Genomic DNA, 25185 nt, shown 5'->3' with positions numbered 1-25185 from the left:
TGTCGACGCTTCCGGCGTGGCGGGGCAGGCGGCTGCCGGAGGCGGTCACCTCCACCGCGACCGAGATCCGGCCCGGGGTCACGGCGAGGGAGGTCACCTTGTATCCGGGCGTGTAGGCGCGCACGGCCTGGGCGGCGGTCGCGATGCTCGTGCGGACCGGTGCGGTACGGATGTCTTCTGCGAGGACGGTCATGGCCACCCGGAACGGCGGGGCGGGCCGGGCGGGGCTGAGGTTGACCATCACCTTCGCGTTAGGGGTGGCGGTGAAGGTCCGGATCGCGGCGGAGGTGGTAGCGATGTATTGGTCGAGGTTCAGGCGGGTGGCCCGGCCGGCGCTCGCGCTCGCCCCGGTGGAGACCACTTCGATGTAGGTGGGGGTGCAGCGCTGGGCGATGGCGTGCAGGACCGGAATGGCCGCCTGCCCGCCGCAGCTGACGAGGTTCAGGTACCGGTGGGCCGCCACCCGGTGGCTGTTGACGCCCGGGACGATGACCGTGCCGAGTCCCGTGGGGGTCAGGTCGATCAGTGTGGTGCCGGTCGGGCGCAGCGCCGCCCAGTGCTCGGGGTGGCTGTCGGCGTTGGTGGCGTCGAAGACCACATCGAAGGGGCCGCCCTCCACCGCGGCATGAATCCCGCCATCGGTGGTCGGGTGGCCCATATCGGCCGCCCGGCGCAGTCCCAGGCTGTCCCGGTCGCGGCCCGCCACCAGGGCCAGTTCCAGCTTGGCCGACCGGCGGATCTTGTCGGCGAGATCGATCCCGATCAGGCCCGCGCCGAGTACGGCGACACGCAGACGCTGTTCATCAGCAGCCATCGGCCGCTCCTTCGTCCAAGGGGAGGGGTGGTGTATGAGGAATGCGGAGCCAGGCGGGCGCCGGGCTCCGCGGATCAGCGCACATGCAGCTCAACCGGCGGCAGATGCGGAGAGCGGGCGCGTACCGTGCTCCGGCCTTCCAGAGGGAGGCTGGCGTGCACGGCCCCGGCCAGGACCAACTGCCCCGCGTGCAGGCCGTCGCCGCAGCGGTGGAGCCGACCGGCGAGCCAGACCAGGGCACGGAACGGGTCCCCCAGGACGGCACGGCCCGCTCCGGTGACCACCGCGGTGCCGTCGACACTGACGACCAGCGCTTCGGCGGCCAGGTCCATCTCCGCACTCAGCGGCACCATGGACCCGGTGACGACCCGAGCGCACGAGGCGTTGTCGGCGATGCTGTCCGCGACCGTGATCCGCCAACTGGTGAACCGGGTGTCGATCACCTCCAGGGCGAGGAACACCTCCTTCACCGCCGCCCGTGCCTCGTCCTCGCTCACGTTCGGGCCCGCCAGATCACAGCCGAGCCGGAACGCGATTTCGGCCTCCACCCGCGGCTGCATCAGTACCGACCGAGCCATGGTGCTGCCGGTAGGCAGCACCATGTCGTCCAGCAGAACGCCCGAGTCCGGCTCATAGACGCCCATCTGCTCCTGCATGGCCTTGGAGGTCACCCCGGCCTTGTGGCCGACGACGCGGGCGCCACCCGCGATCCGCCGGGCGACCGCTGCCTTCTGCACCCGGTAGGCCGTCGCCAAGGGCAGTCCCGGCCGCCGGGCGGTCAGCGCCTCGATCGGCACCTGCTCGTACTCCGCCGCCAGCAGAGCCGACGCCGAAGCGGCGATCCAGCGATCCTCCTGGTCGTCCATGGCAATCCCTCCTCGGGGCATGGGTCATCACATGCGGTGCGCGGATGTGGGCACAGGAGCAGATCCGGGGGCGGGGCCGCCGGGATCTGGCCTGATGAAGAGTCAACCGGCGCTTGCCGCACAGCGGTACGGTGTTGGGCAGGCCAAGCGGTATATCGCGTATATCCGGAAAGGTGCTCATGACCACCCGCATGCCGAACATCCAGCTCAGCGCCCTTGTCGCCGAATCCGGCCTCACCTACGAGGCGCTGGCCAAGGCGGTCTGCGCGGTCGCCGCCGAATGCGGCACACGCTTACGCACGAACAAGTCCAACGTCGAGCACTGGCTCAGCGGATCCGTGCCCCGCGGCGACACACCCCGCTACCTCGCTGTCGTGCTCTCCCGGCGCCTCGGCCGCCTGCTGACCCCCGCCGACCTCGGCCTGCCCTCCCCGCCAGAGCTCGAAAATGACACCATCGGACTGTCCCTCGGGAGCGATCCGTTGGATGTTCTGCTGCCGATGTGGAGGCACGAGTTGGACCGCCGCCGCTTCCTGACGACCTCCGCCTACTCCGTGGCAGCCGCAGCCCTACCCCTCAGCCACCTCCAGGACATCGCCTCCCGCACCCAGGCCGCCCGCACCGGCCACATTGTCGGCATGGCCGAAGTCGCCGCCGTCCGCGACATGATCCACGCGTTCTCCGAGATGGACGAACGCCACGGCGGACAACACGGCCGCAGTGCCCTGGTCACCTACCTCCGCGACGACGTCGCCCCACTCTGCCGGGCCCGGTTCCGCACCGACGAAGTCCGTCGGCAGATGCTCTCCGCCGCCAGCCGAGGCGTCCACCTGCAGGGCTGGAAAAGCTACGACGCAGGTCAGCAGGGACTCGCCCAGCGCTACTACCTCCAGTCATACGCCCTGGCCACCGAATCCGGCCTGCGCGGGCACGACGGATTCGTGATGCGCACGATGGCCATGCAGGGCCTCAAGCTCCACCGCCCCGAGCACTGCCTGGGCCTGGCCGAGACCGGCCTGAACCGCGCCAACGGACGGGTCGACGCCCAGACCGAAGCCCTCTTCCGTGTCGTCCACGCCCACACCCTGGCCAAGAGCGGCAAACGCCGCGCGGCCCTCGCCGAGACCGAACACGCCCGCACCATGCTGACCGCCGCTCCCGGCGACGAGGTGCCGTTCTGGGCGCTGGCCTGGGGCCCGCCGGCCGCATCGGTGTACTCCCGCACCGCCAAGGTCCACGAGACCCTGGGAGACCACCGGGCCGCCGCCGAGCAGTACGCGCTAGCCGCCACGGCCCGCCCGGCGGATACCTACGCGCGGATCGTCGCCCTGGACCTGGTCGCGGGCGCCGAGATGCACCTCAAGCGCGGCAGCATCGAGCAGGCGTGTACCACCTGGCACCGGGCCATCGACCATATGGACGGCGTCCGCTCCGTCCGCACCCGCAAGGCGGTCTCCCGCATGCGCAGCGACCTCGCACGCTTCCGGGCCCGTGGCCTGCGGTGCGTGGCCGAACTCGACGAACGGGGACGCGACTTCCTCTCCGGCGTCTGACCTCAGCGGCGCCCGGAGAAACGGCGGACGACCGGCTCCAGGTAGTCCGCATGCGGACCGGCCAGAACGGCCAGTTCGTCCGGTGAGCACACCAGGGCGATGCCGTCGAGTTCAGGTTCACGGCCCTGGGCGCGCTCGGCTGCCGCAGCAGCGGTGAAGTCCGCACGCAGCGCTGCCTCGGGCAGGGCCGGTGCCAGGTAGGTCAGGCCGACACTGCCGTTCTCGCCGCGGGTGACCACCCACAGCTTCAGGTCCTCGAAAGCCGCGCCGATCCCCAACTCCTCGACCAGCTCCCGCGCGGCCTGGCCGGCCAGCGCCGACTCGTCCAGCACCGCCTCGCCCTGGGGAGGCTCCACAGACCCCCCTGGCAGCTGCCAACGGCCCGGGGCGGCCGTAGAGGGCGACATCCTCGCCACCAGCACACGGCCGTCGTCAGTCGGTTGAACAACGTTCACGAACAACGAGGGCAGCGCAGTGGCGCCGGGAACGCGACGCAAAGCGTAGTGCCGGTAAGTCACACGCACCCACGACAGACGCAGGACGCCTGGCCCAGTCCACTCCAGCCCCCCACACGCCACCACAGGCCCGTCGAAGAGAGCGGGGTTGGCCCGCACCGCCATGTCCCACACCCGGTCCCGGGCCTCAGCATCCCGGGGCGGCACCGGCGGCTCCGCAGCTTCGGCCAGCAAGACCCGTTCAGCCTCGAAGAGGCCAATGCCCACAGGGGGCAGCGTCTTGGTCACCGGCCCATCGTAGAACCCACTCCGACCCGCGTCCCTCGCCGTCCGACGCGACTGGCCGACCACCTGGCCCCTCGCGGCGAGCACGGACACCTGGGTGGTCACCAACTACCCCGACTCGCAGGTCTCGTCGACCGAGCTGAAATCGGGGACCTACGATGCGGGCACCACCAAGGCGCGCTCGTACGTGAAGTTCGATGTGGCCGCACTCAAGGGGCCCGTGGCGTCGACTTCAAGGCGGAGGGCCGCGCCCCACCACCGGCAGGATCGGCGGCAAACCGGTCGTCGGCCGCGAACTGCTGGCGTGGACGGGGGAGTTCCTCACGACGATCCTGGGGTCGTAGTCCGAGTTGCCCCCGTTGCCCCGGCCCCGCTTACGCACTCGGCGGGGCCGGGCCGCCCTCACGGGGCGAGCGGCCCGGCGGGGCTCTTGAACGCGGCCCACACGGTCTTGCCGACGACGTGGTGGTCGACCTCGAAGTCGTCGGCGAGTTCGGTCACGAGGCGCAACCCGCGCCCGGAGCAGGCGTCGGCGTCGGGGTGCTGGGCTGTCGGCCGACCGGGCCCGCTGTCACGGACCGCCAGCCGCACCGGCTCCGTGCCGCGATGGAGGCCGACACAGAACTCGCGCCCCGGTGGCGCGCCGTGAAGCAGCGCATTGGTGGCGAGCTCCGAGACGCAGAGCCTTATGTCCTCGACCAGCGAGGGGAGCCCCCACTCCACGAGGACACCGGTGACAAAGTCGCGTGAGGCGCCAACTGACGTGCGTGTACGCGGAAAACGTCGTTGCTTCGACAGGGACACGGTGATGCACCGCCTTGCTCACGGGCTGTAACGCGCCGGTGACTGTACTGCTATTCGCGAAAAGCAGCAAGGCTTACTCTGTGGGAGAGGGGCCCGGCTCGCCTACGGTGTGATGCGACAGGCCGGTACAGGGGCCGATGGCGAAGGGAGAGTCGGAATGGGCGGCGGTGAGTGGGGCAGCACCTCGATGCCGTACCTCGCGGGGTCTGCCGGGACCAGCGGCGACGTGTGGGCCGCGGAGGCCGCAGCGGAGGGTCGCCGGGGCGGCCAGCGGATCGTCCGGGCGGGCGAGACGCAGCCGCCGGAAGCGGTCGCGGAATTGCTGAGAACACCCGCCGGGCAGCACGTCATCGCTCGCCGCAGGATCATGTACCTCGACGGCGAACCCTGCGAGTTGACGGACACGTACTATCCGCTGGACATCGCGGTCGGCACGGGCCTCGCCGGGACCGCCAAGATCCGGGGCGGGGCGATCCGGCTGCTGGCGGACCTGGGGTACGTCGGTGTCCGCGCGTGCGAGGAGGTGACCGCGCGGTCGGCAACCGATCACGAACGCGAGCAACTGCGGCTGACGGCCGGAGAACCCGTGCTGCAACTGACCCGGCTCACCATCGACGGGGCGGACCGGCCCATTCAGGTCGATGTGATGGCGATGCCGCCACGGCGTCAGAAGCTGCGATACGAGATCAGGATCGGATGACCGTGCCCAGACCTGAAACGGATGCCACCGACCGCCGTTCGCTGCACGAGCGGATCGCCGCCGATCTCAGGGACCAGATCATGGGCGGGGATCTCGCGCCCGGTGCGGCCCTGCCGTCCACGACACACCTCAAAGAACGCTTCAACGCCTCGAACGCGACCGTGCAGAAGGCGGTGCAACTCCTCAAGGACGAACGCCTGGTGGTCGGCAGGGCAGGCGCCGCGGTGACCGTCCGCGAACACCGGCAGCGGACCATCCGCCCGGCCTCGTACATGGCCCCGGCAGGCCCGGGGGAGCCGTACCGCTGGCTGACAGAGATCGCGAAGGACGGCTCCCGGGCGCACAGCACACTCCTTGAGATCACGGAGATCCGGCCGCCCGCGGATGTCGCCGAGGTGCTGGGGCTCCCGGAGTCCGGCACCGCGCTTCTGCGACGGCAACTCCTCACGATCGACGACGAAGCCGCCGAACTCGTCTCCTCGTACTACCCGCTGGAGATCGCTCGCGGCACGGCGATGGAGGAATGCCGGAAGATTCCCGGCGGCACGCCGACGCTCCTTGCCGAGCTGGGCTATCCGCCACGGCTCAGCGTGGACCGGGTCTCCGCTCGGATTCCCACCCAGGAGCAGTGCCAGACCCTGCGGCTGCCCGGTGACCTTCCGGTGCTCCGGACGCTGCGCGTGGTCTTCAGTGACGAGCAGCGGCCCATCGAAGCAACCGTCATGGTCAAGGCAGGGCATCTGTACGAGCTGCAGTACGAGTTCGCCCCCGAGTGAGCATCCCAGAAGACGGGAAGAGGTGCAGGGCGGTCAGTTGGTGGCCTCCCGGGCTACTCGCTCCAGGCGGGCGTGGTGGTCCTTCCACCAGGCAGGGTCGTTGGACGGCAGGCTGTCCTGGGCCGGGGTGTAGCCGGTGGCCCCGTCGATGAGTTCCCGCACCACGTCGGCGTGGCCGGCGTGGCGCTGGGTGTCGGAGATGACGCGGAGCAGGACGTGGTGGAGCGTCACCTCGGCGCGCTCCTCGGGCCACCACGGGACGCGGCCGGTCGAGTCGAGGTCGAGGGTCTCGATCGTGTTGTCGGAGTGCGCCCAGGCGCGGCGGTACAGCCCGACGATGTCCTCACGGGACTCGTCCGCGGTGGCCCACATGTCCGCGTTGGGCTCCGCGTCCCGCGTGTACCACCAGGACGGCGGCTCCTCGGTGAAGAACGGCCGCCCGAACGTGTCGCCGAAGTAGCCCAGTTCGACCCCGGCGAGATGCTTGAGCAGGCCGAGCAGGTTTGTGCCCGTGGGCGTCAGCGGGCGGCGTATGTCGTACTCGGAAAGCCCTTCGAGCTTCCATACGAGGGCGTCACGCCCCTGTTGCAGGTACTGGAGAAGGTCCGCTTTCGGGTTCGGCTCGATCATGCCGGGCAGTCTCGCACCCGGCACTGACAGCCCGCTCCGACGGATTGATCGAGGTGCGGGAGTGCGCGCTGACCCGCAGGGTGTGATTCCGGCCGCACTGATGTGCGGCACGGTCATGGACGCGTGTGCGTGAGGAAGGCGTACGTACGATTTGCTGGTTCGGCTTTCTCCCAGTCAGGACGGCTTCGCGTGTCAGTTCCCCGTGTGTACCAAGTGACCCTGCCCGCCCTCTGTGTGGCGACGGTGCTGGCCCTGGCCGGCTGCGACCCCGAGCCCTCGTCCTCCGAGGGGGACGGCGGCGGACGGGCCGTCACCGGTTTCGGGGCGAGCCCGCTGGACAACCCCGACGGCACGAAGCCGGGGCTCGCCCCCCTCACCTCCGAGGCGGACAAGGCGGCAGGCCGGAAGATCATCGAGAAGGTGGCGACGAAGGGACGGGGTCCGAAGACCGGGTACGCGCGCGACAAGTTCGGCTACGCCTGGAAGGACTCGGTCGACGGGATACCCCTCGCGAGGAACGGCTGCGACACCCGTAACGACCTCCTCGCCAGGGACGGCAAGGACGTGAAGTTCCGGTCCGGTTCGGACTGTGTGGTCGTGTCGATGACCCTCAAGGACCCGTACACCGGCTCGACCATCGACTGGCGCAAGCAGCAGGCCACCGAGGTCCAGATCGACCACGTCATGCCGCTCTCGTACGACTGGCAGATGGGCGCCGCCCGCTGGAACGACGCCAAGCGGCAGCAGATCGCCAACGACCCGCTCAATCTCATTCCGGTCGACGGTCCGGCCAACAACGCCAAGCGGGACTCCGGGCCCGCGTCCTGGCTGCCGCCGTACAAGCCGGTCCGCTGCTCGTACGCGGTGCGGTTCGCGCAGGTTTCGCTGAAGTACGCGCTGCCGGTGACCACTGCCGACAAGCAGGCGATGCTGGCGCAGTGCGGCGGCTGACGGGGCGCCGGGTGCACGCGTCACGTGGCCGCGGCCGTGCATCTGGGGCACCGTAAAACGGTTTGGCTGCGGGATTCCCACTGCCTAACGTGTGGCGGATGGAACTGTTGATCACCACCCTCGCCGCGCGCCCCGAGCTTGCCGGGCCCGTGCAGGAGATGCCTGACACCTGGCCGGAGTTCGTGCTGGAGGATCTCGTCGGGTGGGCCAATTACCCGAGGATCGCCGTCGAGTTCCCGGAGTACGTGCTCGTCGCGACCGACTCGGACGGTGATGTCGTCGCGCGGGCGCTCAGCGTGCCGTTTGCGCTGCATGCACCGGGGCGCGGGAAGTTGCCCGAGGGCGGCTGGGACCAGTCGCTGCTGTGGGCCTTCTCCGACCTGCGGCACGGGCGTACGCCGGACACGGTCGGTGCGATCGAGATCTCCGTCGCCAAAGGGCGGCAGGGGCACGGGATTTCGGGGCGAATGGTCGCCGCGTTGCGGGAGAACGCCGGCCGGCTCGGGTTCCGGGAGCTCGTCGCCCCGGTGCGGCCGAGCGCCAAGCACCTGGATGCCTCGGCTCCGATGGAGGAGTACGCCCGCCGGACCCGGGCGGAGGACGGGCTTCCGTACGACCCGTGGCTGCGCGTCCATGTGCGGGCGGGCGGGGTGATCGAGGCGGTGGCACCGGTATCCATGGCGGTGTCGGGCTCCCTCGACCGGTGGCGGTCCTGGACCGGGCTGCCGTTCGACGAGGAGGGTCCGGTGGAGGTTCCAGGGGCGTTGGTGCCGGTGCACTGTTCGGTGGCGCACGGATACGGGGTGTATGTGGAGCCCAACGTGTGGGTGCGGCACCGGGTGTGAACATGCCGGGTGTGAACATGCCGGCTGTGAACATGGACGACCCGCCTGTGCGTGTGCGTACAGGCGGGTTTCCGTGTGTCCTATGACCGGTCTCGGTCAGGGGTGCATCACGGTGGGCGCGAGGGCCTTTCCGACCACTGGTGCAGATGTCGTCATCCACACCAGGCCAGAAGGCCCTCACCCATTTCAGGATTCTTCAGCCGAGACCCGCATCGCCCGCCCATGACCTCCCCGGGCAATACTTCTAGAGCTTCAGGTCCCACTGGGAGGCGTCGTACGTAAACCCGGGGTTGACCTCGACGGTCAGGTTCTTGGCGTCCGCAGGGGTGTCGAAGGCGAACGGGACCGTGACCTTCTTGCCCGGCAGGACCGTGCCGCTGAAGCCCTCGCCGACCTTGCCGTCGAAGATCTGCTCGGCGTCCACACCGTCCTTGCCGGCGCGGGCCGTGACGGTGACGAGCGCGGAGTCGAACTTCTCCTTGCCCGCGTTCTCGATCACGACGGCGACCCGGTAGGCCTTGTTGCCCTTGGTGTGCCCGGCGGCGTACTGGTCCGGGGTGTACGAGGTGGCGTCGCCGACCGTGACCGTCAGATCGTCGTCGTACGCGGCCGAGTCACCGGCCTCCAGCGCCTTGCCGGTGTCCTTCTTCTTGTCCGCGCCCCCGCCGCCGGGCTTCGCGGAGGCCGTGGTGTCCGATACCGCCTTGTTGATGTCGTTCACCGCATCGTCCACGGCCTTGAACGTGATCACCACGCCGACCACCGCGAGGATCAACGAGATCAGGCCGAGGACGGCGCCGAACGTGGCCACGCCCTTGTTGGTGGCCTCGCCGCGCTTGGCCCGGCCCCGGCCCGCCAGCCCCAGGATCAGGGCGATGAGGCCGAGGATGCCCGCCAGCCAGAACAGGAACGGGATCATGCCCGAGACGGCGCCGATGACACCCAGGATGAGTGCGGAGATGCCCAGTCCGTTACGGGCAGGACGCATGCCCGGCGTCTGGGCGGGGGTGTGCGGCTGCTGGGGCTGCGGGGACTGCGGCGGCTGCGTGAACTGGGACATGGCTGTGCCCTCCGGCAAATGCAGAGATGGGTGTGGTGAGCGGATGTGTGCACCGCTTCTGTAGCGACAGGACAATCAGAGCAGAGCTTGTGAACCGAGTCAACAGGGATCCCGCTTGATGGGTTGATGCACGCTGTGAAGCGATGTCGTGTGAACGGGGTCGGTATGCTCGCCGACAGCCACTACGGGGACGAGTGCCAGGACCAGGACCAGGGAGGCAGTCAGTGCCGGAGAACTCGACAGAGGTGACCGCGGCCGGGATCGCACGGCTCGCGGGCGTGGGGCGAGCCGCCGTCAGTAACTGGCGCCGTCGCCACGCCGACTTCCCCAAGCCCGTCGGCGGCACCGAGACGAGCCCGTCCTTCGCGCTGCCCGAGGTCGAGCAGTGGCTGCGCGACCAGGGGAAACTCGCCGAGGTCCCACTCCGTGAACGGGTCTGGCAGCAGCTCGCAGGGCACCCGGCCGGTGCGGTCCCCGCACTGGTCCACGCGGGCTGCGCCCTGCTGCTCCTGCGGAACAGCCCCACCACCTGGCCCGAGATCGCCGCAGTGTCGGACGAGCGGATGGCCGGTGTGCTGTCCCTCGCTCTCAACGACATGCTCGCCGCCCGCTTCGGACCGGCCGCGGAAGCCGGACGGGCTGTTCACAGCCCCAGCCGCGCGGAACTGCTTCCGTCCATTCCGCTGCTCCGCGGCGCCGCGGAACTCGCCGGCGCGACCGGGGCCCGGCAGACCTTCGAGTTCCTGCTCGGCCGCCAACTGGACGCCAACCCGCGCCAGTACACACTCACCCCGCCCGGACTCGCCGAACTGATGGCCGCCCTGGTGGAGACCGGGAAGCAGCCCGCCCGCACGGTCCTCGACCCCGCTGCGGGCACCGGCGCCCTGCTGCGCGCCATCGGCCGCCCGACCGCCCTGTACGCGCAGGAGACCGACCCCGACCTCGCCGCGCTCACCGCACTGAGGCTCGCCCTTCACACCGACCCCGACAACAGCTGCACCCTCGCGGTACGGACCGGCGACACCCTGCGCGCCGACTCCTTCCCGCGGCTCGCCGCCGACGCCGTGCTCTGCCACCCGCCGTTCAACGAGCGCAACTGGGGCCATGACGAGCTCGCCTACGACCCGCGCTGGGAGTACGGCTTCCCCGCGCGTACCGAGTCCGAACTCGCCTGGGTCCAGCACGCCCTGGCCCATCTGCGCGAGGGTGGCACCGCCGTACTCCTGATGCCTCCGGCCGCCGCGTCGCGCCGTTCCGGCCGCCGGATCCGCGCAGATCTGCTGCGCCGCGGCGCCCTGCGCGCCGTCATCGCGCTCCCCGCCGGTGCCGCACCCCCGTACGGCATCCCGCTCCACCTCTGGGTGCTGCGCAAGCCGGGCAGCGGCCTGCACCCCTCGCCCGAACTGCTGCTCGTCGACACCGCCGAACCTGCCGAATCGTCCTCGGCGGGAGGGGCGTCCGCCGCGCCGTCCGGCGGGCGTGACCGGCTCGACTGGCAGGCGGTGCGCGGCGCTGTGCTCGACGCCTGGCAGTCGTTCGAAGGCGAGGGCGCAGGCGCAGGCGAGGGCGAGAGCGAGGGCGCAGGTGCAGGCGCGGGCGCGGGCACAGGCGGGCCCGGCCGGGCGGACCGCACCGGGCCCGGCCGCCCGTTCGGGGCCCGCCAGGGCGTCAGCCGAGCCGTCCCCGTCATCGAACTCCTCGACGACGACGTGGACCTGGCCCCCGCCCGCCATCTGCCGCCCCCAGCAGCCGCGGGCGGACCTGCCGAACTGATCCGGGTACGGGAACGGCTCACCGAGACGCTCGGTCTCACCGGCACCCTCACCCCGCCGGCCGTGACCCTCTCCGAACCGGCCCACTGGCCGCTCACCACCGTCGGTGAACTCGCCCGCGCCGGTGCCCTCCAGCTTCGCACCGGCGGCTCCGGCACCGGCCCGGTGCCCGTCCTCACGGAACACGACGTCCTCGGCTCCACCGCCCCTTCGGGAAGCCTCCCCGTCGACGGGCCCCCCGAGGAGCCGGTCCTCGTCGAACCGGGCGATGTCGTCGTGCCCGTGCTCGGTGGCGGCTCCGTCGCCCGCGTCATCGACGACGCCACCGCCGGCGCCGCACTGGGCCGCAACCTTCAGCTGCTGCGCCCGGATCCGGCCGCCCTCGACCCCTGGTTCCTCGCCGGATTCCTGCGCGGCACCGCCAACAACCGCCAGGCCAGCAGCTACGCCTCCACCGCCACCCGGCTGGATGCCCGGCGCCTCCAACTGCCCCGGCTGCCGCTTACGGAGCAGCAGAGGTACGGGGAACGGTTCCGCGCCCTGGCCGAGTTCGAGGACGCGCTGCGGCTGGCCGGCCGGCTCGGCGGACAACTGGTCCAGGGGATGTACGACGGGCTGACGGACGGCACGGTCACGCCGAAGTGAGCTGAAACACAGCGATTCCGTACAACCCGGGGCTCGTTGTCGGTGTCGCCCTTTACGCTCGATCTGCGTACACGCAGCGTGTGCGCGGATGTTCACGACCAGGTCTCCAGGAGCAGCCATGTACGCCCCGGGTCATCCGCCGACGCCACCGCGCCGGGTTCCCAGCAGGGCCTGGATCGTCTCGATGCGTGTGCTGTTCGTCGCGCTCGCGGTGTGCTCGCTCGGACTGCTGCTGTGGAGCCCGCTGCTCCGTCTCGCGATCGTGCGCCGCCGGACGTCCGACTGGTGGCTGACCGCGGCCGGGTTCGTCTTCATCTGTGTGCTCCTGCCGATCCTCGGCAGGGACGGCAACGACCAGCCCACCGGTATCGACAACGTCCTGATATCACTGCTGTTGCTGGCAATGGCGGCCGCTTCGGCGTACTACCTGTTCGGGGACATCCGTCACTACGAACAGCTCACGAAGCGGAACCTCATGGGCGGGTACGGGCCCGCGGTGCCCGGATACGGATACGGATACGCGCCCACGGTGCCGATGGGCGTGCCGGGCCCCGTCCCCGCGCCGGCCCTCGTACAACAGTCGCCGTTGCGCCCGCCGATGCAGGCGGGGCAGCCGATGCAGCCGCCCGCCGCACCACCACGGCAGTACCAGCAGCCCCAGCCCCAGCCGTACCACTCGACTCACCCCCAACAGCACCCCCAGCCGAACCCCGCGTCGAACCCCGGGCCCCAGCGCATAGACCAGGTCCGCGCCGAACTCGACGAGTTGAGCGACTACCTCCGCCAGGAGGAGGGACGGTGAGCGGACGCCTCATCGACGGGCGGTACCAGCTGGCGACCATCCTCGGCCAGGGCGGCATGGGCCAGGTCTGGACGGCCTACGACCAGCGCCTGGACCGCCGGGTCGCGGTGAAGCTGCTCCGCCCCGACCGGGTCACCGGCCCCATGGGCAGCGAGGCCGCGGACGAGCTGCGCCGCCGCTTCGTCCGCGAGTGCCGGGTCACTGCCCAGGTCGATCACCCCGGCCTGGTCACCGTCCACGACGCGGGCAGCGACGGCGACGACCTGTACCTCGTCATGAAGTACGTGGAGGGCGCCGACCTCGCCGACCATCTCGCCGAGCACGACCCGTACCCCTGGCAGTGGTCCGTCGCGGTCGCCGCCCAGCTCTGCGCCGTCCTCAGCGCTGTGCACGCGGTGCCGATCGTCCACCGCGACCTCAAGCCCCGCAACGTGATGGTGCGTCCCGAGGGCACCGTCACCGTCCTGGACCTGGGCGTCGCCTCCGTCCTGGACACCGACACCACCCGTCTCACCCACACCGGTTCGCCGATCGGCTCCCCGGCCTACATGGCTCCCGAGCAGGCGATGGGCGGTGCTGTCGGCCCGTACACCGATCTGTACGCACTCGGCGTACTCCTCCATGAACTGCTCAGTGGCGACGTGCCGTTCGCGGGATCGACCGCCCTCGGTGTGCTGCACCGCCACCTCTACGAGCCACCGCTCCCGGTCCGCCGGATGCGGCCCGACATCCCCGAGCCGCTCGAAGCGCTGGTGCTGCGGCTGCTGGCCAAGGACCCGCAGCACCGCCCATCCAGCGCCCAGGAGGTGTACGAACACCTCGCCCCGCTGCTCCCCGCCCGAGGCGCCGGGCTCCCCACGGGACCGCTCGACCCGACCCGCCCCTTCCTGCGCCCGCACGCTCCGTGGCCCGACCACGCGACCACCCCGCCCCCGCCTGCGGCCCCGCCCGCCCCGGCGGCCGCCCGGCCCGATGTCGCCGCCGCCGTCGACGATGTCAAGAAGCTGCTCAGCGAGGGACGCATCACCCAGGCAGTGGACATCCTCGGTTCCATCCTCCCGGTCGCGGCCGAACAGCACGGTGAGGACTCGGCCGTGGTCCGCATCCTGCGCAAGCAGTACGCGGCGACGCTGATGGACGACGGCCAGTACCGCCGCGCCCTGCCCGAACTGCGCCGCCTCGCCGACGACCGCGCGGCGGAGGCCGGCCCGGCGGACGCCCAGACGCTCCAGTTCCGCTACGACGCGGCCCAGTGCCTGGAGCAGCTCGGCGAACCGGCCGCCGCGCTCGCGGAGTACCGCGCGATCCTCCCGTACTACGAGAACCACTACGCCACGGGCAACGACCCGGCCCGCTCCTTCGAGATCCGCAACCGCATCGGGCACCTGCTGCTCGCGGTCGGCGACCAGGCGGCGGCGCGCGTCCAGCTGCAGGGGCTGCTGTACGACACGGAGCGGGCGTACGGACCGCACCATCCGCTGCCGGTGGAGCTGCGCCGCCGCCTCGACCGCCAGGCGGAGGTGCACGGCGGCTGACGGCGGCGGAGCCGGAGACGGCTGCGGCCGGACGAGCAGGCAGGTAATGGACACGCCAAAGTTCTGTAATGGATTGCTTCGAAGGCCGCAGTCGGGGGCGAAGGCCCGCTGCGGCGTGAGACCGTGATCTTGCCGCCGGGGCGGCTGACAACTCGCCTGCCCCGTCGGCCCCTCACTTCTTTCGAGCCTTCTTCCGGGCACTGCCGAGATCGCTGTGCCTTCTCACCGCGTACTCAAGAAGCGTCGCCGTATCTCTTTGGCCGTGGCCGGCCAGCCACTGTGGGCCGGGTCGCGTCGCCGCGCCCCCACACCCCGGCCAGCAGCAGGACGAGCACCGCGCCCGCGCCCACCATCGCACCCGCCCGCAGGCCGGGGGGCCGGAACGTGCAGTCGATGGAGGCGCCGCGAGCGGGGACCGGCGCGGAGACCAGGCCCAGATAGCTGTCGGCGGGCCGCCCCTGGCAGATCCAGCCCGCGATCCGGGGCGCGGCGATCACGACGGTTCCGGTGCTGCCGGGCGGCAGTTCGGCCCGTATGCCGTCGGCGGTGACATGGACGGCGGTCGCCCCCGTGCGCTTCAGCCCGGCGACCGCCGAGGCCAGCCGGGCCCGGTCCAGGCAGCCGATCGCCTCGTGCGGCACGGTCCCTTCGCGTACGGAGGTCAGCGTGACCACCACCGGCGCGCTCCCGGCCGCCGTCCCCAGGCGCTCCATCGGGGCGCGGCGCGCCGGGAGCAGCCCCTTGAGTTCGACCTCCGGGCCCTTGCCGAGCCGTGCCGAACCGAACAGGTCGGGCGCCCACAGATACGCCTCCGAGGCGGCCGGACAGTGGGCGGTCAGCGTGTACGTACCGTGCCGCACCCGGTAGTCGTACGCGCCCCGGTCCGTCACCGTGCCACCGCCCGCCGCGCGCAGCACCGTCGTCGGCACCGTGTACACCGTCGAGCCCAGCAGCGCCTCCTGGTTGCGGTACGGCGACCGGCCGTACGGCACGGGCCCGCCCGGCGGCCGGACCGTCACCAGCGGCGGCGCCGCCTCACGGCTCACCGTCACCGGCCGGTCGTCCGGGGCGTTCCACACCTGATATGGATCGCGCGGTCCGCGCACCCGCGCACCGACCGAGAAGATCGCGTCCGTGACGGGGTTGTCGAGGCTCTGCACGGCCCGGCCGTTCGACGTCCACCCGCCGCCCAGCGCACGCAGGGTGCGGGTCAGCACGGCGGGCATGTGGCTGCTGTAGTACCCGGCGCCCTGGCCGCCCACCAGCAGGGGATCGTTCGCCGTGGTCTGTTCCCGGCCCGGGTCGGTGCGGTAGCGCGGCCAGCCGTCGGCGCCCGCGACGGCGGCGGCCTGTATCCGCTGCCGCTCGCCCCAGGGCGCGTAGTGGTCGAGCCGGTCCAGCTTCCGCCGGTCGGCGAACGAGGTGGTCGCGGCGGCCTGCCCGGCCTGTGCACCGATCAGCAGCACGGCGGCGAGCACCGCGAACCTCCGGCCACGCCCGACCAGCAGCAGAGCGGCCACCGCCGCCACCAGACCGGCCGCGAAAAGCGGATACGTCCACCGGGTGACCAGGTCACTGAAGCCCGCCCCGGCCGCGATCAGCACCAGCACCGCGCCCCCGCCGAGCAGCGCCCGCCACCCCGGCCGGTCGTACGAGACCGAGATCCAGGCGGCGATCACCACCAGCCCGGCCAGCACGAACGTCTGCCGGTAAGGGCTGCCGTTGGGTGTGGCGAACGCATGCCAGAGCAGATGCGTCGGCCCCCACTGCAACGACAGCGCGACCCCTGCCACCAGTCCCGTCCACGCCCACCGTTCGCGCCGGGGCACGGACCGCTGGAAGGCCAGCGCACAGGCCAGGAGCAGGGTGCCCGTGCCGAGGAAGAGAGCCGGGGTGAAGAAGCTGTACGTGTTGGGCAGCAGCCGCGCGAGCACATCGGGCCAGGCGGCGGGCGCGAACGTCCGGTCCCAGCCCGGATAGGCGTGCTTCGTCCCCAGATAGACGGGGATCAGGACGGGCGCCGCGAGACCGACACCCACCCCGACCGTGCAGACCGCCCGCACCAGCCCCACCGCCCGCCGGCCCTCCCGCTCCGTGAAGAGCCGGACCGCAAGCACCAGAGCGGCTCCGAGCGTCGCCATGTAGGCCGTGTAGAAGTTGGCCACCCACACCACCGCGACGAGCACCGGCGCGGCGATGCGATGCCGTCCCGTACGGGCCCACTCGGCGACCAGGCAGAGCAGCGGCAGAGCGACCAGACCGTCCAGCCACATCGGGTTGTACGACGCCTCGATGACCGACCAGCCGCACAGCGCGTACGAACCACCGAGCACCCCCGCCGCCCACCAGTGCCCGCCGCGCAGCGTCAGCAGCAGCAGGGCCATCAGCGCCGCGGCCGACGCCATCTTCAGGACCGTCACCACATAGACCGCGAGGTCCGTCCGGTCGCGCGGGAAGACCCCGACGAGCAGGGCGAACGGGCTCGTCAGATAGGTGCCGAGATCCGGCAGAAAGCTCGTCCCGTACCCGGACGACCAGTTGAGCAGCACGCCGCCGTCGGCGCTGCCGTGCAGCAGGTCCCACAGCCGGGCGTGGAACGGCACGAACTGATTGCCCAGGTCGTTGACGCTCCGGGTGTGCGGCCCGAACGGAAAGCTGCGCGCCCAGGCGTCACCCGCACAGACGGCCGCGGCGGTGAGCAGCGCGGCGAGCGAGCCCGCGCACAGGCGGGGACGGGAAGTCGGCATACGCAGGAATATGCCAGCCCAGAACGAATAAACTCCGCTCCACACAAGGCAGTTCACTTGATGGATGCCCATCGGTCATATGGAGCGCCGGGTTCCGACACGTGGGCAGGCTGATGTACATCCGTGCTGATCTCGCTGGTGGTGCCTTGTTTCAACGAGGAAGAGATCCTCGAACGCTTCCATGAACGCGTCACGGACGAAATGACCAGGCTGGGGCATGAATTCCAGCTGGTGTACGTCGACGACGGCAGCGCGGACCGGACCCTGGCGATCCTTCAGGAGCTGGCCGCCGCCGATGCGCGGGCCCGCTACGTCTCCTTCAGCCGCAACTTCGGCAAGGAGGCCGCCATGCTGGCCGGCCTCCGCCACGCCGAGGGCGACGCGGTCGTCATCATGGACGCCGACCTCCAGCACCCGCCGGAACTCGTGGGCCGCATGCTCGAAGAACATGCGGACGGCTACGACCAGGTGATCGCCCGCCGCACCCGCAAGGGCGACCACGTCACCCGCACCATCAGCGCCCGCGCCTACTACTGGCTGATCAACCACCTGGTCGACGTGGAACTGGTCGACGGCGTAGGCGACTTCAGACTGCTCTCCCGCCGCACCGTCGACGCCGTACTGGAACTCACCGAGTACAACCGGTTCTCCAAGGGCCTTTTCGCCTGGGTGGGATTCCGCACGACGACATTCAGTTACGAGAATGCCGTCCGCGAACAGGGCCGTTCCGCCTGGACCTTCGGAAAGCTCCTCAATTACGGCCTCGACGGGCTTCTCTCCTTCAACAACAAACCACTGCGCGCCGCGCTCTACCTGGGCATGCTGCTGTTATCGGTCGCCTTCGCCTATGCGGCGTGGATCGTCGGCGTCGCTCTGGTGCGAGGAGTCGACACCCCCGGCTATGTCACCCTCCTCGTCGTGGTCACCGCACTCGCCGGGGTCCAGATGGTGATGATCGGGGTGGTCGGTGAGTACGTCGGCCGTATCTACTACGAGGTGAAGCGCCGCCCGCACTTCCTGGTGAAGGCGACGAACACCGAAGCGGCGCCGCCGATACCGGAACCCCTGGAGTTCGTACGCCGATGACGGTCACCGCACAGATGGCCCGATTCGCCCTGGTCGGAGTCGTGAACACCGGTACGTACTACGGCTGTTACCTCGCCCTGCTGAACTGGCTGCCGTACATCGCCGCGCATGCCCTCGCCTTCGTGCTGAGCATGACCGGCTCCTTCTTCCTGAACTCCCGCTTCACCTACCGGACCCGGCCCACCTGGCGTAAGTTCCTGCTCTTCCCGCTCACCAACGCCGCCAACTTCGTCATCACGACCGGCGGTGTCTATCTGCTGGTCGACCTCGCCGGGTTCAGCAGCCGGTACGCGCCGCTGGTCGCGGCCGCGGCAGCCATCCCGATCACGTTCGTCGTCTCGCGCACGATCATGCTGCGCCCGGAGAACGGGGTCCCGGCGGCCGAGCGCGTTTCCTGAACGCCGCGGAGCCCCCATGAGAGCTGCGAGCCGGCCAGGAACGGTCCCACAACCCCAACTCCTTCCGAATCGTTGGTCGAACCAGTGGCCTCAACCACATCCACTGCCTAACATCGATCAACGCAAGGTCTTGTGCACTGATGCACAAACTCTCCCCGGGAGGTTCCTTTGCACCGCCGCCGTCGCACCGCGCTCACCGTCTCCGCCGCCCTGCTCGTCGGCGTCCCGCTCCTGGCCGCCTGCGGCAGCCGGCCCCACCCGGGCGCCGCGGCCCTCGTCGGCGGGGACCGGATCGAGGTGTCCACGCTGCAGGGCCAGGTGGCAGCCGTGCGTGAGGCCCAGCGCGATTCGAAGGACGCGTCCCAGCTCATCGACAAGTCCGGACAGCTCAGCCGGGCCAAGCTGCACGGCCTGATCTTCGATCGGGTCCTGGACCGGGCCGCGCGGGACGCGGGCGTGACCGTCAGCCGCAACGAGATCCAGCAGATGCGCAAGGCGGCGGCGGCCCAGTCCGGCGGAGAGGCCCAACTGCGGACGGCGATGCTCCAGCAGAGCTGGGTGGCCCCCGACCAGATCGACGCCGTCCTGCGCGAGCAGGTCCAGCTGACGAAGCTGGCCCAGACGCTCGGCGCCGACCTGCAGCAGCCCGAGGGGCAGAAGGCCGTCGGCGATGCGCTCAGCAAGGCGTCGAAGGCACTGAAGGTCGACGTCAATCCGCGCTACGGCGCCTGGGACGACAAGCAGACCCAGCTCGCCAACTACAAGGCCCCCTGGATCACCCAGGTGACCAAGCCCGCAGGGCCGGGCGCCGAGCCCGGCGTCTAGTGCCGCGAAAGAAGAATGGCTGCGGAATACCGGTGTCCGACCGAGCGGGTAGATTCGAACGGTGAACGCTGAAGACCCCGGCCGCATTGTCCTGCTCACCGCCAGCCACCGCGTCGCGCCCGGGCTCCTGTCCTGGCCCGCCTGGCAGACGCTGCACGCCGCCGACCGGGTGCTCTGCGCCGAGCAGGACAATCCGCAGCTGCCGTATCTGCGCGAGGCGGGCATCGGTGTCGAGCATTCCGCGCCCACCGCGCAGGAGCTCGTCGACGCCTGCGCGGGCGGCCGGAGCGTCGTCGTTCTCACGGGCGGCGAGGGCAATCAGCCGCTGACCGACGGGCTGGCACGGCTCGCCGGTTCGGGCAGGGTGCAGATGCCGGACCTGGAGCTGCTGCCCGGTTCGTACGATCTGCCGGGTGCCCGGCTCCTCGATCTGGTCCAGGTCATGGACCGGATCCGGCTCGAATGCCCCTGGACCTCGCAGAAGACCCACAAGGGCCTCGCCAAGTACGCCATCGAGGAGGCGTACGAACTCGTCGAGGCGATCGAGGACGGCGACCGCGTCGAGCTGCGCGAGGAGCTCGGGGACGTACTTCTCCAGGTCGTCTTCCACGCGCGGATCGCGCAGGAGGACGAAGAGGAGCCGTTCTCCGTCGACGACGTGGCCGCGACCCTCGTCGAGAAGCTGATCCACCGCCACCCGCACGTCTTCGGCGACGAGACCGCCGAGACTCCGCAGGACGTGCACGCCCACTGGCTGCGGACCAAGGCCATCGAGAAGCAGCGCGACTCGGTCACCGATGGAGTCCCGCTCGGCCAGCCCGGGCTGGCGCTCGCGGCGAAACTGGCCGGCCGGGTCCGTACCGCAGGGCTCGATGTGGCGCTCCCCACAGGCGAGGGCATCGGCTACGAGCTCCTCGCCCTCGCCGTACGCGCCGAACAGGACGGCGTCGACCCCGAAGCCGCGCTGAGGGCCGCGGGCCGGGCCTACCGGGACGCCATCCGGGCCGCGGAGGGCAACGGATAACGTCGGGGGGTGACCCCTGACCTGCGGATACGGCATCGGACGGCCCTCGTTGCCCCAGCGGCTCGGGGCCGTCTTCATGATCAACTAGTCGAAGCCTCCGGCGTGAACTCCACCGGAAGGGTGCGTAGGCCCCGCATGATCAGCCCGCCCCTCCACCGTAGATCAGCGGGGTCCACCGCAAGCTGAAGGTCCGGCAGGCGGCGGAACAACGTCTCCAAGGCAGTGCGTCCCTCCAGTCGGGCGAGCGGCGCTCCGAGGCAGTAGTGGATGCCGTGGCCGTACCCCAGGTGTTGGTTGTCTCGGCGGGACAGGTCGAGCGTGTCGGGGTCATCGAAGCGCGCCGGGTCGCGGTCGGCCGCGGCGAGCACGACGAGCACGGGGTCGCCCTTTCGGATTGGCTGTCCCCCAATTTCGAGCGTCTCGGTGGCGTAACGCCAGGTCGCCAGCTCCACCGGACCGTCATAGCGCAGCAGCTCCTCCACGGCGCTATCGAGGAGCAAGTCATCGCGTTGCTCGACTGCATTCTGGAAAATGGACCGCTGAATGGGGTTTCGGAAGAAGGCGTGGGCGCTGTTGCCGATCAAGTTAATGGTCGTTTCGAAACCCGCAAATAGGATCACGAAAGCCATCGCGGCGGCCTCGTTCTCGGTGAGGTGTTCGCCGTGGTCGCTGGCCCGAATCAGGTCGGAAATCAGGTCGTTGCCGAGGTTCGCACGCTTCTTATGAATCAGCTCGGCGAGGTAGGCGCGGATCTTCTTCACCGACCGGGCGACGCCACCGCGCGGGCCCTGGCCGTGCCGGATCATCATGCCCGCCCAGTCCCGAAAATCGTCCTGGTCCCCGGCCGGCACCCCCAGCAGATCGCAGATCGCGTAAATCGGCAGCGGGAAGGCGAACTCGTGGATCAGGTCCGCCTCGCCGCGCCCTGCAAAGCCATCGATCAGGCCGTCCGCCAGCTCTTGGACCCTGGGCGCGAACTCGGCGACTCTGCGCGGGGTGAAAGCCTTGGAGACGAGGCGGCGCAGCCGGGTGTGGTCGGGCGGGTCGATGTTCAGCAGATGTGTCATGAGCCCGGCACCGCGCTCCCCGGGAATACCGGTCTTGGTGCGGCCTTGGGCGTCATCCGCGTGATGTTCGGGGTTTTTCGACAGCCTGGCGTCGGCGAGCGCCTGTCGGGCGTCCACGTAACGGGTCACGAGCCACGCCTCCACCCCGGAAGGCAGTTCCGTCCAGTGCACGGGCTTGTGCTCGCGCAGCCAGGCGTAGGCGGGGTACGGGTCGGTTGCGAACTCCCAGGAGAAGAGTTCCGGAGTCGGAATGTGGTTCACCTGTCGACGGTATCGGGAGTCTCGGGCCTGCCTGGGAGCACCGCTCGCCCGACTGGAGGGGCAGACCTCGCTCGCCACGCTTCTGAAGCGACTTCCGGACCTGCACCTTGCGGTGGAACCCACCGAATTGCGGTGGCGTGGCGGGCTCATCATGCGCGGACTTCGCACATTGCCCGTGGAGTTCACACGGGGGGTATTCCCGACGCAATGTGACACTCCGTCAACTCTGTGACTTTCGCGTGATCTGCGCTGCATCGACTTGTGACATACGTTCGAGTCCCGCTAGGTTCACCGTTCGATTCACCAGTCACTCGTCAGTCACACGGAAGGCAACCCCATGGGCTCCGCGAACGGCAGACACCGCCGACCTCGTCAGGCACCCGCCATCGTCGTCGCCGCGGGCGTGACCGGATCGGCCATCGCCATCCCGCTGCTGGGCGCGGCCAGTGCGCACGCGGCCGACGCCACGACCTGGGATCGGGTGGCCGAATGCGAGAGCGGCGGCATGTGGAGCGCCGACCTCGGCAATGGCTTCTACGGCGGCCTGCAGTTCTCGCAGGAGACCTGGAAGGCGTACGGCGGCGAGTCGTACGCCCCGCGTGCCGACCTCGCCAGCCGTTCACAGCAGATAGCCGTGGCCGAGAAGGTCCTGGGCGACCAGGGCCCGCAGGCATGGGCCAGCTGTGCGAAGATCTCCGGCCTCTCGGCGGACGGGGCACTGCCGGGTGTCGACCCGGGGGCCGCCCCCTCAGTCGGGACGGCAAAGGGCGCGGAGCCGGCTGACGGCGTGTCGGCGGCGCCGTCCGATGATGCCACGCCGTCGGGCCGCACCTCGGACGGTGCGGGCGGCTCGAAGGCCTCGCACGGCTCGAAGGGCTCGCACGGCGCCGACAAGTCTGTAGACAAGGCGAAGTCCTCCACGAAGCCTTCGGCCACCGCGTCGGCCACCTCACCCTCCGAGACGCCCGATTCATCCGGCTCTTCCGATTCGTCCAACCGTGTCGGCGGCAAGCATCGCGGCGCGCCCGCTTCCGAAGGAAGTCGGGACGCGAACGTCGGCGCCGACCGCGAGTCGGGCCGTCACGCCTCCCGCGGCGATGCCGGCGCGCGCGACGCGGGTGTGTCGGCCGCCGACGGCACGTACACCGTGCACCCCGGCGACAACCTCTGGGCGATTGCTGACGCACAGAAGGTTCCCGGCGGCTGGCCCGCGCTCTATGAGGCCAACAAGGATGCCGTCGGCTCCGATCCGGACCTCATCCTCCCTGGCCAGAGCCTCGATCTCGATGCGAAGGCCGAGTGAGGGTGGTCTGAAAATCGGGTAAACGAGCCTCAAAATCGGGGTAGTTCAGAGACCTATGTCCGCTTATGCGTAAGTGAGACATGGGTCTCTTTGCGTCAACTGGCGTGTCGCGCCCGGGGTGCCCTTCCGTACGCCTCCCACCTGCGGAAACGACGGTTCCTCAGATGCAAGTAAGGCCTGATTGTCCGATGTGTCCTTCTTTGAATGTGAGGGTTGCGTATGTTTACGGTCAGAACCGCTCGCACCGCGGGCCCCGTCGACCGTCACGCCGAATCCTGCCGTCGGTCGAAGGGAACAGACGCGTATAGCGCCGTAGGCAGGAGCGGGGGACCCAGGTAAGCGCTGGGCCCGATCGTCGAAAGACGTATCGGGACCGGCTTGGGGTGAAGTCGCGTGCTAGGACGTGCGACCGGGCAACTCACTTGGCCCGAACCCGACAGCTCACCTCGTAGGCGTCGGTGAGGAGAAGTTCCATGCTGCTTTCCGGCAAGGGCAAGCACCGCCGCCCGTCCAAGGCTGTCCGTATCGCCACGCTCGCCGGTGTCACCGGTACCGCTGTCGCCGTACCGCTGATGGGTGCGACCAGCGCGTCCGCCGCCTCCGTCGCCACCTGGGACGCCGTCGCCCAGTGCGAGTCCGGCGGCAACTGGTCCATCAATACCGGTAACGGCTACTACGGCGGTCTGCAGTTCTCGCAGTCCAGCTGGGCCGCCGCCGGCGGTACGCAGTACGCCCCCCGTGCCGACCTGGCCACCAAGGCTCAGCAGATCGCCACCGCCGAGAAGCTCCTCGACATGCAGGGTCCGGGCGCCTGGGGCTGCGCGGCTGCCGGCAACCTGACCAACGACGGTGTCGACCCGGGCGTCGACACCGGCTCCTCCTCGAACTCCACCTCCAGCTCCAGCGCCACCGAGCAGAAGAGCGCCCCGGCCGCGCCGCAGCAGCAGGCCCAGCCGAAGAGCTCCGAGCACACCGAGGCCCCGGCCGCCTCCCGCTCGGACCGCTCCGTCGCCCCGCAGGCCGAGCCGAAGAAGACCGTCACCACGCCGACCGGCGAGAAGGTCGCGAAGGGCGACGGCGAGTACAAGGTCGCCTCCGGTGACTCCCTGAGCGAGATCGCCGCCGCCCACAACGTCGAGGGCGGCTGGCAGCAGCTGTTCGAGCTGAACAAGGACATCGTCAAGGATGCCGACCTGATCTACCCGGGTCAGCAGCTGCACCTGACGAAGTAGTCCAGGCTCTCTCCTCCCTGAGCTCCCCGGCCCGGCGCGCAATCCCCCGTATGCGCCGGGCCGGGGTTTCGAGCTGCTGCCGGTTTGTTGCACTGAAGTGAGTTGTGGTGAGCGGGAGTGAGCCCTTGCGGTGGGTTCGCGGGGTGGGAACGGAGGTTCTGAAGCCGAATGGGTGACCTTGGCGGCTGCTGCTCGTTGGGCTGGGTGGCAGGTGTCCGGCGTTGTGGGAGGGGGTGGTGTGGTGGGTGTCCGGGAGTTGGCAGCGCCGTTCATGGTGCCGGGGCCTTGTGGGGTGGCGGTCCGGGACCGTCTGAAGCACCTGACACCCCGGGACGAGAGTGTGCTGCGCGCGGTCGGTGAGCATCAGGGCCGTCTGGCCTCGCGTGATCTCAAAGCCCGCTGCGCGGATGGTCTGGAGCACAGCAAGGACACCTGGGCGTCGCGCAAGCGGGACCTGACGCCGCTGTCGTCGTCACGGATTGCGGGCGCGATCACCAAGGCCACACACGACCAGTGGGCACTGGCCCGCCGCTGCCAAGCCGCACACATCCAAACACTGGAAACCGCGATCAGAACGCTGCGCCACCGCCTGTCCCTCCCCATCGGCGAGCGAGGGACGAAGCGGGCCCCAGGCGGCTACCGCTCCAAGGGCGAGTGGTTCCACAAGTCCCGGCGCCTGGCCGCGCTGGAGGCGCGGCATGCGGCCGTTGTCGCCGACCGGCAGGCCGGGCGGGTGCGTGTGGTGCGGG

21 protein-coding genes, 3 pseudogenes and 1 riboswitch are annotated in these 25185 nt (G+C 70.1%); of the genes and pseudogenes, 16 read left to right on the top strand and 8 right to left on the bottom strand.

Features of this window, described 5'->3' with window-relative positions; translation table 11 throughout:
- Window positions 1-4 precede the first annotated feature (4 nt).
- Window positions 5-814 (bottom strand): annotated as a pseudogene (locus ACH4EW_RS19045) (acetaldehyde dehydrogenase (acetylating)); the annotation flags it as partial.
- A gap of 74 nt (window positions 815-888) precedes the next feature.
- Window positions 889-1680 (bottom strand): 2-keto-4-pentenoate hydratase, encoded by a 792-nt coding sequence (locus tag ACH4EW_RS19040; protein ID WP_398258273.1) that lies wholly within the window; start codon window positions 1678-1680, stop codon window positions 889-891.
- A gap of 179 nt (window positions 1681-1859) precedes the next feature.
- Here ACH4EW_RS19040 and ACH4EW_RS19035 point away from each other — a divergent pair, with 179 nt between their 5' ends.
- Window positions 1860-3233 (top strand): hypothetical protein, encoded by a 1374-nt coding sequence (locus ACH4EW_RS19035; protein WP_398258271.1) that lies wholly within the window; start codon window positions 1860-1862, stop codon window positions 3231-3233.
- A gap of 2 nt (window positions 3234-3235) precedes the next feature.
- Here ACH4EW_RS19035 and ACH4EW_RS19030 read toward each other — a convergent pair whose 3' ends face one another.
- Entirely contained in the window at window positions 3236-3853 is a 618-nt protein-coding gene (locus ACH4EW_RS19030) for an NUDIX domain-containing protein (RefSeq protein ID WP_398258562.1), read from the bottom strand.
- Window positions 3854-4375: 522 nt separating this feature from the next.
- Window positions 4376-4777, bottom strand: a complete 402-nt coding sequence (locus ACH4EW_RS19025; protein ID WP_398258269.1) for an ATP-binding protein — start codon at window positions 4775-4777, stop codon at window positions 4376-4378.
- A gap of 157 nt (window positions 4778-4934) precedes the next feature.
- Here ACH4EW_RS19025 and ACH4EW_RS19020 point away from each other — a divergent pair, with 157 nt between their 5' ends.
- Together ACH4EW_RS19020 and ACH4EW_RS19015 are read left to right on the top strand one after the other, a co-directional pair.
- A complete protein-coding gene (locus ACH4EW_RS19020) occupies window positions 4935-5477 on the top strand; it encodes a GntR family transcriptional regulator (RefSeq protein ID WP_398258267.1) in 543 nt (180 codons plus the stop codon).
- Complete coding sequence (locus ACH4EW_RS19015; RefSeq protein WP_398258265.1) at window positions 5474-6253, top strand: GntR family transcriptional regulator; 780 nt, start codon at window positions 5474-5476, stop codon at window positions 6251-6253. Before ACH4EW_RS19020 ends, ACH4EW_RS19015 begins: the two co-directional genes overlap by 4 nt.
- A gap of 33 nt (window positions 6254-6286) precedes the next feature.
- Here the strand turns inward: ACH4EW_RS19015 and ACH4EW_RS19010 are convergent, their stop codons facing one another.
- Complete coding sequence (locus tag ACH4EW_RS19010) at window positions 6287-6883, bottom strand: DinB family protein (protein WP_398258263.1); 597 nt, start codon at window positions 6881-6883, stop codon at window positions 6287-6289.
- A 189-nt stretch (window positions 6884-7072) separates the two neighbouring features.
- Between ACH4EW_RS19010 and ACH4EW_RS19005 the strand changes: the two genes are divergently transcribed.
- Together ACH4EW_RS19005 and ACH4EW_RS19000 are read left to right on the top strand one after the other, a co-directional pair.
- Window positions 7073-7834, top strand: a complete 762-nt coding sequence (locus tag ACH4EW_RS19005) for an HNH endonuclease family protein (RefSeq protein WP_398258261.1) — start codon at window positions 7073-7075, stop codon at window positions 7832-7834.
- Window positions 7835-7932: 98 nt separating this feature from the next.
- Window positions 7933-8679 carry an N-acetyltransferase gene (locus tag ACH4EW_RS19000; protein ID WP_398258259.1) on the top strand — a complete coding sequence of 249 codons (747 nt, stop codon included), beginning with the start codon at window positions 7933-7935 and terminating at the stop codon, window positions 8677-8679.
- Between the two features lie 244 nt (window positions 8680-8923).
- Here ACH4EW_RS19000 and ACH4EW_RS18995 read toward each other — a convergent pair whose 3' ends face one another.
- Window positions 8924-9739 carry a DUF4352 domain-containing protein gene (locus tag ACH4EW_RS18995; RefSeq protein ID WP_398258257.1) on the bottom strand — a complete coding sequence of 272 codons (816 nt, stop codon included), beginning with the start codon at window positions 9737-9739 and terminating at the stop codon, window positions 8924-8926.
- 224 nt (window positions 9740-9963) lie between these two features.
- On the opposite strand from ACH4EW_RS18995, the gene ACH4EW_RS18990 reads away from it, so the two are divergent.
- From ACH4EW_RS18990 to ACH4EW_RS18980, 3 genes are all read left to right on the top strand, one after another.
- A complete protein-coding gene (locus ACH4EW_RS18990) occupies window positions 9964-12156 on the top strand; it encodes an N-6 DNA methylase (RefSeq protein ID WP_398258255.1) in 2193 nt (730 codons plus the stop codon).
- A gap of 118 nt (window positions 12157-12274) precedes the next feature.
- A complete protein-coding gene (locus tag ACH4EW_RS18985) occupies window positions 12275-12958 on the top strand; it encodes a hypothetical protein (protein WP_398258253.1) in 684 nt (227 codons plus the stop codon).
- Complete coding sequence (locus ACH4EW_RS18980) at window positions 12955-14493, top strand: protein kinase (protein WP_398258251.1); 1539 nt, start codon at window positions 12955-12957, stop codon at window positions 14491-14493. The genes ACH4EW_RS18985 and ACH4EW_RS18980 overlap by 4 nt, the downstream gene beginning before the upstream one ends.
- 233 nt (window positions 14494-14726) lie before the next feature.
- Here ACH4EW_RS18980 and ACH4EW_RS18975 read toward each other — a convergent pair whose 3' ends face one another.
- Window positions 14727-17240, bottom strand: coding sequence for a YfhO family protein (locus tag ACH4EW_RS18975; protein WP_398258249.1), 2514 nt, complete (start codon window positions 17238-17240; stop codon window positions 14727-14729).
- Window positions 17241-17363: 123 nt separating this feature from the next.
- Here ACH4EW_RS18975 and ACH4EW_RS18970 point away from each other — a divergent pair, with 123 nt between their 5' ends.
- The 4 genes from ACH4EW_RS18970 (at window position 17364) to ACH4EW_RS18955 (ending at window position 20573) form a co-directional block, all read left to right on the top strand.
- Window positions 17364-18326 (top strand): glycosyltransferase family 2 protein, encoded by a 963-nt coding sequence (locus tag ACH4EW_RS18970; RefSeq protein WP_398258247.1) that lies wholly within the window; start codon window positions 17364-17366, stop codon window positions 18324-18326.
- A complete protein-coding gene (locus tag ACH4EW_RS18965; RefSeq protein WP_398258245.1) occupies window positions 18323-18724 on the top strand; it encodes a GtrA family protein in 402 nt (133 codons plus the stop codon). The genes ACH4EW_RS18970 and ACH4EW_RS18965 overlap by 4 nt, the downstream gene beginning before the upstream one ends.
- 168 nt (window positions 18725-18892) lie before the next feature.
- A complete protein-coding gene (locus ACH4EW_RS18960; protein WP_398258243.1) occupies window positions 18893-19549 on the top strand; it encodes a SurA N-terminal domain-containing protein in 657 nt (218 codons plus the stop codon).
- A 61-nt stretch (window positions 19550-19610) separates the two neighbouring features.
- On the top strand, window positions 19611-20573 hold the full coding sequence (locus tag ACH4EW_RS18955) for a nucleoside triphosphate pyrophosphohydrolase (RefSeq protein ID WP_398258241.1): 963 nt from the start codon (window positions 19611-19613) through the stop codon (window positions 20571-20573).
- An 80-nt stretch (window positions 20574-20653) separates the two neighbouring features.
- Here ACH4EW_RS18955 and ACH4EW_RS18950 read toward each other — a convergent pair whose 3' ends face one another.
- Window positions 20654-21901, bottom strand: a complete 1248-nt coding sequence (locus ACH4EW_RS18950) for a cytochrome P450 (RefSeq protein ID WP_398258239.1) — start codon at window positions 21899-21901, stop codon at window positions 20654-20656.
- Between the two features lie 28 nt (window positions 21902-21929).
- Between ACH4EW_RS18950 and ACH4EW_RS18945 the strand changes: the two are divergent.
- The 4 genes and pseudogenes from ACH4EW_RS18945 to ACH4EW_RS18930 form a co-directional block, all read left to right on the top strand.
- Window positions 21930-22133: pseudogene (locus ACH4EW_RS18945) on the top strand (cytochrome P450); the annotation flags it as partial.
- A gap of 105 nt (window positions 22134-22238) precedes the next feature.
- Window positions 22239-23204 (top strand): transglycosylase family protein, encoded by a 966-nt coding sequence (locus tag ACH4EW_RS18940; protein ID WP_398258237.1) that lies wholly within the window; start codon window positions 22239-22241, stop codon window positions 23202-23204.
- A gap of 298 nt (window positions 23205-23502) precedes the next feature.
- Window positions 23503-23674, top strand: a riboswitch (cyclic di-AMP (ydaO/yuaA leader).
- Window positions 23675-23677: 3 nt separating this feature from the next.
- On the top strand, window positions 23678-24436 hold the full coding sequence (locus ACH4EW_RS18935) for a transglycosylase family protein (protein ID WP_398258235.1): 759 nt from the start codon (window positions 23678-23680) through the stop codon (window positions 24434-24436).
- A 238-nt stretch (window positions 24437-24674) separates the two neighbouring features.
- Window positions 24675-25185 (top strand): annotated as a pseudogene (locus tag ACH4EW_RS18930) (IS200/IS605 family accessory protein TnpB-related protein); the annotation flags it as partial.

The sequence above is a fragment of the Streptomyces sp. NPDC018000 genome (genome assembly GCF_044328025.1).
Taxonomy (GTDB): Bacteria; Actinomycetota; Actinomycetes; order Streptomycetales; family Streptomycetaceae; genus Streptomyces.
Note: the sequence above shows the minus strand (reverse complement) of the source record. Positions and strands in the feature narration are given on the sequence as shown.